This window comes from Kaistia defluvii (assembly GCF_026343955.1).
GTDB classification, from domain to species: Bacteria; Pseudomonadota; Alphaproteobacteria; order Rhizobiales; family Kaistiaceae; genus Kaistia; species Kaistia defluvii.
Window position 1 is genome coordinate 32,854 of sequence record NZ_JAPKNI010000010.1, and the last position, 14,635, is coordinate 47,488.

The 14,635-nt window shown below is 65.6% G+C and carries 12 protein-coding genes; 4 read left to right on the top strand and 8 right to left on the bottom strand.

Features of this window, described 5'->3' with window-relative positions; genetic code table 11:
* Positions 1–15 precede the first annotated feature (15 nt).
* The gene (gene osmF, locus OSH10_RS20070; protein ID WP_266334012.1) at positions 16–927 is read right to left on the bottom strand and encodes a glycine betaine ABC transporter substrate-binding protein OsmF; all 912 of its coding nucleotides are present in this window, start codon (positions 925–927) and stop codon (positions 16–18) included.
* Positions 928–991: 64 nt separating this feature from the next.
* Positions 992–2,560 carry an aromatic amino acid lyase gene (locus tag OSH10_RS20075; protein ID WP_266334014.1) on the bottom strand — a complete coding sequence of 523 codons (1,569 nt, stop codon included), beginning with the start codon at positions 2,558–2,560 and terminating at the stop codon, positions 992–994.
* Between the two features lie 200 nt (positions 2,561–2,760).
* On the opposite strand from OSH10_RS20075, the gene OSH10_RS20080 reads away from it, so the two are divergent.
* The 4 genes from OSH10_RS20080 (at position 2,761) to OSH10_RS20095 (ending at position 5,840) form a co-directional block, all read left to right on the top strand.
* Complete coding sequence (locus tag OSH10_RS20080) at positions 2,761–4,152, top strand: leucyl aminopeptidase family protein (RefSeq protein ID WP_266334015.1); 1,392 nt, start codon at positions 2,761–2,763, stop codon at positions 4,150–4,152.
* 126 nt (positions 4,153–4,278) lie between these two features.
* Positions 4,279–4,629 carry a MarR family winged helix-turn-helix transcriptional regulator gene (locus OSH10_RS20085; protein ID WP_266334016.1) on the top strand — a complete coding sequence of 117 codons (351 nt, stop codon included), beginning with the start codon at positions 4,279–4,281 and terminating at the stop codon, positions 4,627–4,629.
* The gene (locus tag OSH10_RS20090; protein WP_266334018.1) at positions 4,626–5,498 is read left to right on the top strand and encodes a C40 family peptidase; all 873 of its coding nucleotides are present in this window, start codon (positions 4,626–4,628) and stop codon (positions 5,496–5,498) included. The genes OSH10_RS20085 and OSH10_RS20090 overlap by 4 nt, the downstream gene beginning before the upstream one ends.
* A 156-nt stretch (positions 5,499–5,654) precedes the next feature.
* Complete coding sequence (locus OSH10_RS20095) at positions 5,655–5,840, top strand: hypothetical protein (protein ID WP_266334020.1); 186 nt, start codon at positions 5,655–5,657, stop codon at positions 5,838–5,840.
* 76 nt (positions 5,841–5,916) lie between these two features.
* On the opposite strand, the gene OSH10_RS20100 is transcribed toward OSH10_RS20095, so the two are convergent.
* From OSH10_RS20100 to OSH10_RS20125, 6 genes are read right to left on the bottom strand one after another with little or no spacing between them, the layout of a single operon-like run.
* Positions 5,917–6,876, bottom strand: a complete 960-nt coding sequence (locus tag OSH10_RS20100) for a 2-hydroxyacid dehydrogenase (protein ID WP_266334022.1) — start codon at positions 6,874–6,876, stop codon at positions 5,917–5,919.
* Entirely contained in the window at positions 6,873–8,531 is a 1,659-nt protein-coding gene (locus OSH10_RS20105) for an ABC transporter ATP-binding protein (protein ID WP_266334024.1), read from the bottom strand. Before OSH10_RS20105 ends, OSH10_RS20100 begins: the two co-directional genes overlap by 4 nt.
* A gap of 16 nt (positions 8,532–8,547) precedes the next feature.
* On the bottom strand, positions 8,548–9,696 hold the full coding sequence (locus OSH10_RS20110; RefSeq protein WP_266334026.1) for an ABC transporter permease: 1,149 nt from the start codon (positions 9,694–9,696) through the stop codon (positions 8,548–8,550).
* Positions 9,689–10,801, bottom strand: a complete 1,113-nt coding sequence (locus OSH10_RS20115) for a microcin C ABC transporter permease YejB (RefSeq protein ID WP_266334028.1) — start codon at positions 10,799–10,801, stop codon at positions 9,689–9,691. Before OSH10_RS20115 ends, OSH10_RS20110 begins: the two co-directional genes overlap by 8 nt.
* Before the next feature lie 12 nt (positions 10,802–10,813).
* A complete protein-coding gene (locus tag OSH10_RS20120; RefSeq protein ID WP_323181642.1) occupies positions 10,814–12,721 on the bottom strand; it encodes an extracellular solute-binding protein in 1,908 nt (635 codons plus the stop codon).
* Positions 12,718–14,577: an extracellular solute-binding protein gene (locus OSH10_RS20125; RefSeq protein WP_266334030.1), complete on the bottom strand. Its 1,860-nt coding sequence runs from the start codon at positions 14,575–14,577 to the stop codon at positions 12,718–12,720. The genes OSH10_RS20120 and OSH10_RS20125 overlap by 4 nt, the downstream gene beginning before the upstream one ends.
* Positions 14,578–14,635: the final 58 nt, after the last annotated feature.

The window sequence follows — 14,635 nt, forward strand, 5'->3', positions numbered from 1 at the left end:
AGCGCGTTGTCGCGCCTATTTCACGAAGCCCTTCTGGGCCAGATAGGCCTTGGCGACGTCCTTGGCAGGCTCGCCGCCGACCTGGATGCGGCCGTTCAGTTCCTGCAGGGTCTTGAGATCGAGCGAGGCGAAGACCGGCTTCAGCACTTCCTCGATCTTGGGGAACTTCTTGAGCACTTCCTCGCGGATGATCGGCGCCGGGGCATAGACCGGCTGCACGGCCTTGTCGTCGTCGAGCACGACCAGGCCAGCCGCCTGGATGGCGCCGTCCGTGCCATAGACCATGGCGGCGTTGACGCCGTCGGTCTGTTCGGCCGCCGCCTTGATCGTCGCCGAGGTGTCGCCGCCGGAGAGAACCAGCAGCTGCTCCGGCTTCAGGGAGAAGCCATAGGCGGTCTGGAAGGCGGGGAGGGCGGCGGCGGAATTGACGAATTCGGCCGAGCCGGCCAGCTTCACCTTGCCGCCACCGGACACCCACTTGCCGAAATCGCTGAGCGATTTCAGCTTGTTGCCTTCGGCGACGTCGCCGCGAAGGCCGATCGCCCAGGTGTTGTTGGCGGGCGAGGGCGACAGCCAGACGATCTTGTTGGCGTCATAGTCGAGCGTCTTTGCCGTCTCGAAGCCCTTGGCCGCATCCTTCCAGAGGGGGGCGTCCGCCTTGTTGAAGAAAAAGGCCGCGTTGCCAGTATATTCCGGATAGATATCGATTTCGCCGGCGGTGATCGCCTTGCGCACCACCGGCGTGCCGCCGAGCGAGATGCGGTCCTCGACCGTGATGCCGTTCGCCTCGAGCACCTGGGCGATGACGTTGCCGAGCAGCGTGCCTTCGGTATCGATCTTCGACGAAACGACGACGTCGGCTGCGTGCGCCCCGCCGATCGAGGCCAGGATCGCGGCCGCTGCCGCGATGGTCTTCAGAGCTTTCATGGCGGAAGTTCCTCTACTGTCGGTGGTCTGGGCGAGCATCGTACTTCTTAGGGTTCCGCGCGCGTCAACGCGAGAAAATGAGCTCATCCGTCGTGATGGATTCGTAGAAATTTCTGACTGTTTCCAAGAGCGCAGGCTGAAAAAGGTTGCGTTCGATGGTCTCGATATCGAGCGAAAGCGCACGATCCTTCTCCAGGAAGGCCACTTCGGAGCGGACGGAATCATAGACCATGCCGACCAGCCCGGCCGGCTTCAGCCCCTGCATGTCGAGGCCCTGGGCGGCCAGAAGCGCCTCGATCGCCGTCAGCATCTTCAGCGAGGCGATCTGCCGGTTGAGGCGTTCGACGACCAGCGGCGCGAACATGGCCTCGTCCTCCATGCCGCCGGCGATCAGCAGCGGCATGGCGGAAACCGGGGCCAGGTCGGCCATGACGCGGCTGGCGAGGTCGCCCGCCAGCTTGACCAGCGGCCCGAAACCGGTGGCGTCCGTCGTCTCCGAGACGAGATTGGCCGGCAAAACGCCGCGCCCGCCATTGGCGATCAGGATGATGCGGTTGAGGATGTTGCGGGCAAGATGCGCCAGGCCCGGCCCGACCGATTGCAGCGTCAGCGCCAGTTCGAGCGGCAGCGACCCGCCCGAGGTCATCGGGATGCCGTCGATGACGACGGGATTGTCGTCCGGCCGTGCGGTCGCGGCCTCGACGCTGGCGGCCGCGAAGGCGACGACCCCGGCCGAGGCGCCGAAGATCTGCGCCATCATGCGCAGGCTGAGCGGATCGTGCAGATGGGTGGCCGGCGCCCAGGGAAAGGCATCCGCCACCGCCATCAGCACGGTTCCTGCCGCCGCCTCGCGCGGCGAGCCGATGCGCGTTGCCACCCGCCATGGCTCGGGCGAAGCGCGCAGCGCGGCGGCGGCGCTGGAGCCGGTCGCCATGGCGACGCGGATCAGCTGCGCGGCCTCGATCAGCGTCGCGCCGGCGCTGGCGACCGTCAGCGCGTTGGTGCTGACGGCGGAAAGGGCGTCCTTGAGCCGGAAGACCAGCGGCGTCAGTCCGGCTTCGCGCAGCGCCTCCTCGGCGGATTTCAGAACGCCGCGATGAAAGACCTGCCCCTCGCCGGCCAGCGCCGTCGCGACCTGGCTCATCAGTCCGATATCGGCGGCGCCGATCGAGCCGAGCCGGCGCACGACCGGCACGATGTCGGCGTCGAGCGCCGCGACATAGGCACGGACGAGTTCCGGGCTGCAGCCGACCATGCCGGAAAGCGCCGTGTTGACGCGGATGGCGATGCCGGCGCGGACGATCTCCGGCGGCAGCGGCTCGCCGACGCCAAAGTGATGGGCTCGGACCAGATCGGTGCGATCGGCCGAGGCGGCCAGCGGGATCGACCGGTCCTTGATGGCGCCGACGCCCGTCGTCACGCCATAGAGCTGGCGCCCGCCCTCGACCGCTCCGCGCACGGCCTCATAGGCGTTCGCGACCTCGACCAGGCGCACTTCGCAGGGCACGGCGTGCAGCAGGCCGCGGCCGATCAGCGAAAGCGTCGACAGACGCAGCGGGGAGCCATCGAGGATCACGGTTTCGCGCGGCGACGCCGTCCGATCGTCAAGCATAACTTCGACAGCAGCTGGCATGATATCCTTCGCGGGATGGCCGGAACGACGCCCCTGCCCACCTTAGCTCAAATTCCTGGCGGGTCAGCCATCATCCACAAACCGTTTGGCACGATCCCGGTGGCGGGCAGCGTCATCGCGGCGCAATTGATCCGTCGGCGCGCCGGGGCCATGATCTGCGCCGATTTCGAATCGAGGCCAGCAAGGCAAGGATGATTGAAGTGAGCGACAGCCTAATCGACCGTTCCGACGTCGCCATTCCGATTCATGCGGTGGATCCAGAAGGTCTGGAGTCCCTGCTCGCATCCATCGGAGATGTCGAGGCTGCCTGGGCGCGCTCGACCGGCTTCGATGCATCGGCCGGCGCCGTCACGATCATAGCCGACACGCGCGGCGTCATTGGCCGCGTGCTGTTCGGGCTGGGGCGGGCCGACAGCCGCCGCGCCGCGCCGCTGATCACCGGAAAGCTGCCGATGATCCTGCCGCAGGGCGACTATCACTTCGTTACCGATCTGCCGGACCCGATGCTGGGCGCAGTCGGCTGGGCGCTCGGCAATTACCGTTTCGAGCGCTACAAGAGCAATCCTTCGCCGATCCCGCGGCTGGTCGTGCCGAAGGGCGCCGACCCGACGCGGGCCCGGAGCATGGCGCGGGCCATCGCCATGGTGCGCGATCTCATCAACACGCCGGCCAGCGATCTCGGCCCGGCCGAGCTTTCCGGCGCGATCCACGACCTCGGCGCGCGCTTCGGCGCCAAGGTCAGCGAAATCGTCGGCTCGGATCTGCTTCCCGCCAATCTGCCGATGATCCACGCCGTCGGCCGCGCCGCCGACCTGGATCGCGAGCCGCGCCTGGTCGATCTGGTCTGGGGCGATCCCTCGCATCCGAAGGTGACGCTGGTCGGCAAGGGCGTCACCTTCGATACCGGCGGGCTCGACATCAAGCCGTCCAGCGGCATGCTGCTGATGAAGAAGGACATGGGCGGCGCCGCCAACACGATGGGGCTGGCGCACATGATCATGGAGGCGAAGCTGCCCGTGCGGCTGCGTCTTCTGGTTCCCACCGTCGAAAACGCCATCTCCGGGCCCGCCTTCCGGCCCGGCGACGTGTTGCGCTCGCGCGGCGGCGTCACGGTCGAGATCGGCAATACCGACGCCGAGGGCCGCCTGATCCTCGCCGATGCGCTGGCCGTCGCCGCCGAGGAGAATCCGGCCCTGCTGATCGACCTGGCGACATTGACGGGGGCGGCGCGCGTCGCGCTCGGCCCCGAACTGCCGGCTGTCTTCACCCATGACGACGCGCTCGCGGCGGACCTCGCGCGCCATGCCGCGCTGAGCCTGGATCCGCTCTGGCGGCTGCCGCTCTGGGCGCCCTACGAATCCATGATCGACTCCAAGATCGCCGACATCAACAATGCCGGCGCCGGCGGCTTCGCCGGGGCGATCACGGCGGCACTTTTCCTCGATCGTTTCGTTCCCAAGTCGATCCCCTGGATCCATGGCGACATCTATGCCTGGAACCCCTCGGGCAAGCCCGGCAAGCCGGAAGGCGGCGAGGCACAGGCCATCCGTGCGCTGTTCTCGCTGATCCAGGAACGTTTCGCCGCCGAATAGCTCGGCTCGGTGCGCGCGATCGGTGCAATCGGAGCCCGCGCTGCGATCAGGCCTTGTGGCCATCGCAGCGCGACGCTTAAATAGAACGGGTCCGAAACGATCGCGGATGTTGCAGGGGAGCCGTTCATGCCTGTCGAACTGCGTCCAACGCAGGCGCTTCGCCTCTGGCATGACGTCACGCTCGATCTCGTCCGCGACGGCGAGCACGATCTTTCGGCACGCCAGATGGCCGTGCTTCTCACCGTCTATCTCGAAATGCCGCCGCATACGGTGCGCGGGCTTGCCGCCAAGCTTGGCGTCACCAAGCCGGCGATCACACGCGCGCTCGATACGATGGGGCGGCTCGGCCTGGTCAGCCGGCACCGCGATGCCAAGGATCGCCGCAATGTCGTGATCCAAAGGACCGTCGCCGGCGCCCTTGCCGTCGAACGATTGGGCGATCTCGTCATCGCCCGGCACAGGGAACTGCCGTTTTGACGCTGGATGCGCGTATCAATGCCCATCGGCCCGATCTCGCCGACAGCAGGCTTCAGGGTCAGGTCGAAGCGTCGCGTTTCGTCGAGGGCGAGCTTCGCCGCATCGCGGTCGCCTCGACCCCGATCCGCCGCGCGCCGCGCCCCGACGCGATGATCGACAGCGAGGCGCTTCGCGGCGAACAGGTGCGCGTGTTCGAGGAGACGGTCGAGGGCTGGGCCTGGATCCAGGCCGAGACGGATTCCTATGTCGGCTTCGTCGCTTCGGATGCGCTCGGCCCTGTCGATCCCGCGCCGACCCACCGAGTTACCGCGCTGCGGACCTTCGTCTATCCCGCCGCCGACATGAAGTTCCCGCCCGTGGCCGCGCTGTCGATCGGCAGCCTGCTGTCGCTTGGCAAGGCGGCGGAGACACGCGGTACCCGGTTTTTGTGGCTGGCGGATTTCAGCGGCGCTGTCGTCGCCCGGCATGTCGCGGCGCCGGAGCAGCCTGCTGAACCGGATTTCGTCGCCGTTGCCGAACGCTTTCTCGAGACGCCCTATCTCTGGGGCGGACGGACCAGCCTCGGCCTGGACTGTTCGGCCCTGGTGCAATTGTCGCTGGCGGCGGCCGGCCTGCCGGTCCCGCGCGATACCGACCAGCAGGAACAGGCGATCGGTCATCCGGTCGACGGGACAATTGCCGGTGCGTTGCGCCGGGGCGATCTGGTCTTCTGGCAGGGCCATGTCGGCATCCTGCGCGACCCCGAAACGCTGCTGCACGCCAGCGGTTTTCACATGGCCGTGGTTTCCGAACCATTCCAGGACGTGCTCGCCCGCTATGAAGGGGCCGGCTCTCTCGTCACGGCGGTCCGTCGGCCGTCTTTTGGATGAATCGACGGGATCGCCGCGCAACGCGGCTGCTTACCTCATTTGAGGTATGTCCCTCCTGCCCATCCTGCCTAGTCTGTCAGCCAAGGGGGCGGCATGCGGCGCAGCGAGCGTCCTTCGCACCAAGCGCGCCGTTTGGGGCGTGACAGGAGGAACAAGATGCAGGCCACCGCGCAATACATTGAAGAATTGTCGGATCAGCTGAGCAATCTGGCCAAGCAGCACGAGATGCACGATCTCGCCTATCTGCTGCGTCTGGCCTCGGACGAGGCTCGCGCCAACGCGCAACGCGCGGCGACCACGGTGCGGGTTCCGGCCTATGAGGGTCTCAGCCAGCACGGCTAGCCGCAATCCCGCGCCTCGGGAGGTGGCGAACGGCTTCCGCCCGGGCCGGACCCGCGTCTCCGGCCGCGAAAACACGTCAGTAGCCGCGCGAAACATCCACCAGATTGGCCAACGGCTTTCCCGCCTCGAAATCGAGGATCTGGCGGTGGATACCGTCGGCCAGCACGCTCGCCTCGCTCGAGGCCGCGACATGCGGGGTCAGCACGACGCGCGGATGGCTCCAGAACGGGCTGTCGGGGCCGAGCGGCTCCGGTTCGAACACGTCGAGGCTGGCGCCGACCAGCCGGCCGTCGTCCAGGGCGGCCAGGATGTCGGCCTCCACCTGAAGCCCGCCACGACCGCCATTGATCAGGACCGCCCCGCCCAGCGCGCCATTCCTGGCGAGCCGGTCGAACACCGAGGCGTCGAGAATGCCGCGCGTGTCCGGCGTCAGCGGCACCAGCACGACGAGAATGTCGGTGCGGCCGAGAAAGGCCGTCAGCCCGTCCGCGCCATGGAAGGTCTCGATCCCCGGAATATCCTTGGCCGAACGGCTCCAGCCGGCGACCTGGAAACCGAGCCGGGCAAGCACTTCGGCCGCGTCGCGGCCGAGTTCGCCAAGGCCCATGATGCCGATCCGCACGTCGTTGGCGACCGGCTGGCGCAGTTCGCGCCACTGATGTGCCGCCTGCTGGCGCGCATAGGCGAGATGCTGGCGGTGGTGCAGCAAAACCTGCAGCGTCACCCATTCGGTCATGCGGGTGGTGAGGTCCGGGTCGACGACCCGCACGATCGGCACGTCGGGCAGCGCGGCATTGCCGACCACATGGTCGACGCCCGCGCCGAGCGAGAACACGGCGCGCAAGTTCGGCAGATTGGCGAAAGCTTCGGCCGGCGGCCGCCAGGCCAGCACATAATGGATCGCCTCGCGGTCCGGGACGTCGGGCCAGATCGCCAGGGGCCGATCCGGCTCGCTGGCGAAGGGTACCGCCCATGGCTCGGGCGCCCAATTGCCCGAGGCGATCAGGACGCCGGGCAGAACGGTCTTCTCGGTCATTGCGAAACGATGCCTTCCGGGGCCGTCTCGATCGAGAAGGCGGCTGCGATCAGGGCGCGGGTATAGTCGGTCTCGGGCGCGGAGAAGATCTGTTCCGACGTGCCGCGCTCGACCACCTTGCCGCCGCGCATGACGACGACCTCGTTGGCCAGCGCCCGCACGACCTTCAGATCGTGGCTGATGAACAGATAGGCGAGGCCATGCCGCTTCTGCAGGTCGCGCAAGAGGTCCACGACCTGCGCCTGCACCGACATGTCGAGCGCCGAGGTCGGCTCGTCCAGCATGACGAATTGCGGCTCGAGCACCATGGCGCGGGCAATGGCGATGCGCTGGCGCTGGCCGCCGGAGAATTCATGCGGGTAGCGGTGGCGGGTGGCCGGGTCGAGGCCGACTTCCTCCAGCCCCTGCGCCACCTTTCGTTCGCGCTCGCGGAAGGAAAGCTGCGGCTCGTGCACGCGCAGTCCCTCGGCGACGATTTCGCCCACCGACATGCGCGGGCTCAAGGAGCCGAACGGGTCCTGGAAGACGATCTGCATGTGCCGCCGCAGCGGGCGCATCGCCTGGAAGCCGCGGCCGTCGATGCGTTCGCCCTTGAAGTCGATCGCGCCCTTGGAACTGATCAGCCGCATCATGGCGAGGCCGAGCGTCGTCTTGCCGGAGCCGGATTCGCCCACCACGCCGAGCGTCTGGCCGCGCCGCACGGCGACGTCGATGCCATCGACCGCCTTGATATTGTCGACCGTGCGCCGGAAGATGCCGCGCTTGATCGGGAACCAGACCTTGAGGTCATGCGCCTCGATCACCACCGGCGCCGTCTCGTCGGCCGGCGGCGGGGCGCCCTTGGGTTCGGCCGCCAGCAGGTGCTGGGTATAGCTGTTCTGCGGGTGGTCGAAGATCTGCTTCGTGGGTCCCTGCTCGACGATCTTGCCCTTGGTCATGACGCAGACGCGGTCGGCGATCTTGCGCACGATGCCGAGGTCATGGGTGATGAACAACAGCGCCATGCCGGTGCGGGTCTGGATCTCCTTGAGCAGCTTCAGGATCTGCGCCTGCACCGTGACGTCGAGCGCCGTCGTCGGCTCGTCGGCGATCAGCAGGTCCGGCTCGTTGGCGAGCGCCATGGCGATCATCACGCGCTGCCGCTGGCCGCCCGAAAGCTGGTGCGGATAGGCATTCAGGCGCTTCTCGGCGTCGCGGATGCCGACCTCTGCCAGCAGCTCCAGAATACGCTTCTCGGCCGCCTTGCCGGAGAGGCCGCGATGGATCTTGAGAATTTCGCCGATCTGCTGCGAGATCGTATGCAGCGGATTGAGCGAGCTCATCGGCTCCTGGAAGATCATCGTGACGTCGTTGCCGCGAACCTTGCGCAGTTCGCGGTCGCTGACCGTCAGGAGGTCCTTGCCCTCGAACAGGATCTTGCCGGTCGGGTGCTCGGCCGAGGGGTAGGGCAGGAGCTTCAGAATGGAGAGCGCCGTCACCGACTTGCCGGAGCCGGATTCGCCGACCAAGGCGACGGTCTCGCCGCGCCCGACCGTAAACGAGATCCGGTCGACGGCGACCGTGCGGGTCTCGCCCTGCAGGAAATGAACGGAAAGGTCCTCGATGGCGAGGAGCGGGGACTGGCCCGATGCGGTGTTGCCGGTCTCGGCTGTCATGGTCTTGTCCATCCTGTCAGCCGAACGTCTTTCTGGGGTCGAAGGCGTCGCGCACGGCCTCGCCGATGAACACCAGCAGGCTCAGGATCACCGAGATGACGACGAAGCCGGTCAGGCCGAGCCAGGGCGCCTGCAGGTTGTTCTTGCCCTGCGCCAGGAGTTCGCCGAGCGATGGCGAGCCGGGCGGCAGGCCGAAGCCGAGGAAGTCGAGCGAGGTCAGCGTCGTGATCGAGCCGTTCAGGATGAAAGGCAGGAAGGTCAGCGTCGCCACCATGGCGTTAGGCAGCACGTGGCGCACGATGATGGTGCGGTTTTTGACGCCGAGCGCCCGGGCCGCCCGCACATATTCGAAGTTTCGGGCGCGCAGGAATTCGGCCCGCACCAACCCGACCAGCCGCACCCACGAGAACAGCAGCAGGATGCCGAGCAGCACCCAGAAGCTCGGCACCAGGATCGAGGCCATGATCAGCAGGATGTAGAGTTCGGGCAGCGAGGTCCAGATGTCGATGAAGCGCTGGAAGATCAGGTCGAGCCAGCCGCCGAAATAGCCCTGCACCGCGCCGGCCAGAATGCCGATGGCCGAGGAGACGACCGTCAGCACCAGGCCGAACAGCACCGACAGGCGCACGCCATAGAGCAGGCGAGCGACCACGTCGCGCCCCTGGTCGTCCGTGCCCATCCAGTTGAAATTGCCGAGCGTGCAATTGGGGTCGGCGTCGCCGAGCGGATAGGCGCGGCAGCGATCCTCCTGGGGGATCATCCACCAGGGCGGGGCCGGCGCCGGCGTCGCCATCTCGTTGTTGACGGTGTCGAACGAGTAGCGGATCGGCGGCCAGATCATCCAGCCATTGGCGTTGATCTCTTCCTGGATGAAGGGATCGCGGAAATTGGTCGTCGCCAGGAAGCCGCCGAATTTCTCCTCCGGATAGTCGGCGAACACCGGCAGAAGGAGTTCGCCCTTGTAGGAAGCGACCAGCGGCCGGTCATTGGCGATGAAGTTGGAGGCGAGCGTCAGCCCGAACAGCGCCAGGAACAGCCAGAGCGACCAGTATCCACGGCGATGCGCCTTGAAATTGCGCCAGCGGCGCAGGTTGAGCGGCGACAGCGCCAGCCGGCGCGGCTCGATCTCGCGGGCTTGAATGGAGACATCGGTCACGTCAGACATCCCGCCGTTCGAAATCGATGCGCGGATCGATCCAGGTGTAGGTCAAGTCGGAGAGCAGGCCGATCACCAAGCCCATCAGCGAGAAGATGAACAGGGTTGCGAACACCACCGGATAATCGCGGTTGATGACGGATTCGAAGCCGAGCAGGCCGAGTCCGTCGAGCGAGAAGATCGTCTCGATCAGCAGCGAGCCGGCGAAGAAGGCGGAGATGAAGGCTCCCGGGAAGCCGGCGATGACGATCAGCATCGCGTTGCGGAACACATGGCCGTAGAGCACCTTGCGCTCCGACAGGCCCTTGGCGCGGGCCGTGACGACATATTGCTTGCGGATCTCGTCGAGGAACGAGTTCTTGGTGAGCAGCGTCGTCGTCGCGAAGGCCGACAGCGACATGGCGGTGATCGGCAGGGCGATATGCCAGAAATAGTCGACGATCTTGCCGCCGAGCGACAGGCTGGCGAAATTGTCGGAGGTCAGGCCGCGCAGCGGGAACCAGTCGAAGAAGCTGCCGCCGGCGAACAGCACGACCAGTAGGATGGCGAACAGGAAGCCCGGAATCGCATAGCCGACGACGATCACCGCCGAGGTCCAGACATCGAAGCGGGCGCCGTCGCGCACTGCCTTGGCGACGCCGAGCGGGATCGAAATTCCGTAGGAAATCAGCGTCATCCAGAGCCCGAGCGAGATCGAGACCGGCATCTTTTCCTTGATCAGTTCCAGAACGCTGATGTCGCGGAAATAGCTCTGGCCGAAATCGAAGCGGATGTAATTCCAGAGCATCAGGCCGAAGCGTTCCAGCGGCGGCTTGTCGAAGCCGAACTGCTTCTCGAGCTTGGCGATGAACTCCGGGTCGAGGCCCTGCGCGCCGCGATATTTGGACGAGACGGGCGCGCTTCCGAGCGTCCGGTCCTGACCGCCCATGCCGGCATCGGCGCCTCCGCCGCCGCCGATCCGGCTGGTTGCCGAAACGTCATTGCCCTGTAACTGCGCGATGACGCGCTCGACCGGGCCGCCGGGCGCGAACTGCACGATGATGAAGCTGATCGCCATGATGCCGAAGATCGTCGGGATCATCAGCAGGATGCGTCGGAAAATATAGGCTGCCATCTGTCTCCCGCCCTAGCCGGCTTTGCCGATGGCGATCGCCTTGGCCTCGTCCTGCCACCATGTCGTTTCCGGGGAAAAGCCATAGTCGGGCTTTGTCTCCGGCCAGCCGAACTTGTCCCAGACGGCGACGCGATGCGCCGTCGAAAGCCAGGCCGGAAACCAGATATGCAGGGATCGGAGCACGCGGTCCAGTCCGCGCATCAATGTGACGAGTTCGGCGCGGTCTCTGACGTTCGCCGCTCGGGCCACCAGCGCGTCGATAACGGGATTTTTCAGCCCCGCCAGATTGGATCCGCTGGGAATGTCGGCGCTCGCCGAGCCGAAGATCTGCTCGATGCCATCGATCGGCGTGGCGTCGAACATGATCCGCTGCGCCATGACGTCGAAATCGAAGGCGTTCTTGCGGCTCTGATACTGCGCGGCGTCGACCATGCGCATCGAACTGTTGATCCCGATCGCTTTGAGATTGGCGATCAGCGGCGACAGGACGCGTTCGAAAGCCTGCGACTGGATCAGGAATTCCAGCGTCAGCGTTTCGCCGGCGGCGTTGACCAGGCCGCCATCCTTGCGCTGCCAGCCCGCATCCGCCAGCAAGGTCGCCGCCTGGCGCAGAAGCTTGCGATCGCGCCCGCTGCCATCGGCCTCGGGCGGCATCACCGCCGGGCCGAAGACTTCGGCCGGCAGCGGGTCGCGATATGGTTCGAGAAGCGCCAGTTCTTCCGCGCCCGGCAGGCCGGAAGCGGCAAAATCCGACATCTCGAAGAACGACGTCGACCGGACATAGAGCCCGAAGAACAGGTTCTTGTTGGTCCAGGGAAAATCGAACGCCATGCCGATCGCCTGGCGGGTGCGTGGATCGGCGAACTTGGCGCGGCGCAGATTGAAGAACCAGCCATACATGTCGGGCCGGCGCTCGGCCGCGAAAGACGGCTTCTGCACGCGCCCATCCCGGGCGGCCGGAAAATCATAGCCCGTCGCCCAGGTCTTGGACGAGGGTTCCTCGCGAAACAGCAGCTCGCCCTTGGCGAAGGCCTGAAACTGCACCTCTTCATCCTGGTAGAATTCGACCTGGATGCGGTCGAAGTTGAAGGCGCCGACGGCGACCGGCAGATCCTTGCCCCAATAATCGGCGACGCGCTGATATTCGATCGAGCGACCGGGGCTGATCTTGCCGACGCGATAGGGCCCGGAGCCGAGCGGCGGGTCCATGGTCGAGGCTTCGAAATCGCGGCCGGCGAAATAGGCCTTTGAGAAGATCGGCAGCGTCGAAGCGACGATCAGCGGAACCTTGCGGTTCTGTTTGCCGGAGAACACGATTCTGACGTCTCGCGGCCCGTCCGCCGTCACCGAAACCATCTCGCGGATCGATTGCGAAATGTCGGGATGGCCCTTTTCCTTCAGCGTCTGCAGCGAGAAGACGACATCGTCTGCCGTCAGAGCCGAGCCATCGTTGAATTTGACGTTGTCGCGCAGGCGGAACGCGTAGGTATTGCGGTCTTCCGAGACGGTGACGCTTTCCGCGACGAGTCCGTAGGCGGAGCCGGGTTCATCGGATGCCGATGCCATCAGCGTGTCGAAGCAGAGCTCGATGCGAGGCGGCGCGTCGCCCCGGAAGGTGAAGCCGTTCAGCGTGTTGAAGGTGTAGGCGTTCTGATTGTAGTACCAGCTTGGTGCGGCGAAGATGAAGCTGCCGCCTTTTGGCGCTGCCGGGTTCAGATAGTCGAACCGCTGGAAATCGGCGGGATATTTGAGTTCGCCGAACACGGAAAGCCCGTGCGAACGGGTCGATTCGGCGGCGCCGGCGCGGAGCGGCGACAGGCCGAGCATCGGGAGGGCGGCACCGACGGCCGCGCCGCCCAGCAGGGCACGGCGCGTGATCGAGGACAAGCGGCGCGGTTCGGGCGAAGGGCGTTCGCTCAAGGCTTGGCCCCCAGCGCCGCTTCCTTGGCCGGATCGACCCACCAGGAATAGGTGTCGATGCCGACATATTCGGGCTGCTTCTCCGGAATGCCGAACTTGTTCCAGTAGGCGACATTGATCGTGTCGCTGTACCATTGCGGCACGACGTAATAGTTCCACAGCAGGACGCGATCGAGCGCATGAGTGGCGGCGACCAGGTCGTCGCGGTTGGTCGCGAAGACGACGCGGTCGATCAGAGCGTCGACGGCCGGGTCCTGAATGCCCATCAGATTGCGGCTGCCCGGCGTCTTGGCGGCGGCCGATCCCCACATTTCGCGCTGCTCGTTGCCGGGCGAATGCGATTGCGCGATCACCGTCGAGACCACATCGAAGTCGAAATCATTCACGCGGGCGACATATTGCGCGGTATCGACGATGCGCAAGCTGGCGTCGATACCGATGCGCTTCAGGTTCTGGATATAGGGCGCGACCACGCGCTCGAACGACGGATCGCTCTCCAGGAATTCGATGGTAAAGGGCTGGCCGGTCTTCGCATTGACCAGCTTGTTGCCCTTGAGCTCCCAGCCGGCTTCCTTGAACAGTGCCAGCGCCTTGCGAAGATTGTCGCGAAACGCCTGCGGCGTATCATTGACCGGCAGCTTGAACGGCGTTGTGAAGACCTCCGGCGGGACCTTGTCGCGCACCGTCTCCAGGATCTCCAGTTCCTTGCCTTGCGGCAGGCCGCTGGAGGCGAGGTCGATGCCGGCGAAATAGCTCTCGATCCGCTTGTACTTATCGAAGAACAGGGTGCGGTTCATCGTCTCGAAATCGAAGACGTAGTTGAGCGCCTGGCGGACGCGCGGATCCTGAAACTTGTCGCGGCGCTGATTGAGCACATAGCCCTGCATGCGGCCGGAGGAGGCCAGCGGGAAGGAGCGCTGCACCACCTTGCCGCTCTTCACGGCGTCGAAATTATACTCCGTCATCCATCGCGCGATGCGGTTCTCGAGCCGGTAGTCGTCGAGGCCACCCTTCTTGAAGGCTTCCCACGATGCATTCGGATCGCGGTAGTAGTCGACCTTGATGCGATCGAAATTGTTGCGCCCGACCTGGGTTGGCAGGTCCTTGCCCCAATAGTCCGTCACCCGCTTCCAGACAATCTGGCGCCCGGGCGTCACGGATTCGATCTGGTAGGCACCGGAGCCGAGCGGGATTTCCAGCGTCGATTTCGAGATGTCGCGCTTCTTGCCGCTGGCGTCGGTGCCCTCCCACCAGTGCTTCGGCAGCACGGCGAGGTCGCCCATGATGTTTGGCAATTCGCGATTGCCCGGCTTGTCGAAGGTGAAGGTCACTTCCCGATCGCCGGTGATCTCCGCCTTCACCACATTGGCGTAGTACTTGTTGTACATCGGGCTCTGGGCCTTCAGCGTCTCGAACGACCAGATGACGTCCTCCGCCGTGACCGGTTTGCCGTCATGCCAGCGCGCGTTCGGATTCAGACGAAACTTGGCCCAGGCAAAATCGTCGGGATAGCTGATCGCCTCGGCCAGCAGGCCATAGTTCGTACCGGCCTGGTCTGTCGCCTGCTCCATCAGCGTGTCGTAGAGCAACCCGCCGCCAAACGCCGCGAATCCCGCTGCCGGACTACCCTGGACGATATAGGGATTGAGGCTGTCGAAGGTGCCGACGGCGGCCTGGTTCAGCGTACCGCCCTTCGGGGCATCGGGGTTGACGTAGTCGTAGTGCTTGAAGCCGTCTTCGTATTTCGGCTTGCCGATGAGGGAGGTCGATGTGCGCCAGACATCGTCCGCTTTCGCGCCGGATGTCGCGGGCAACAGGAGCGACAGGCTGAGCAGGGCGGCGGCGACGAACTTCATGGACGCGATTCTCCGGCTGACTACGCTCATTACTAAGGCGGATCGCGCGAAGGGCAAC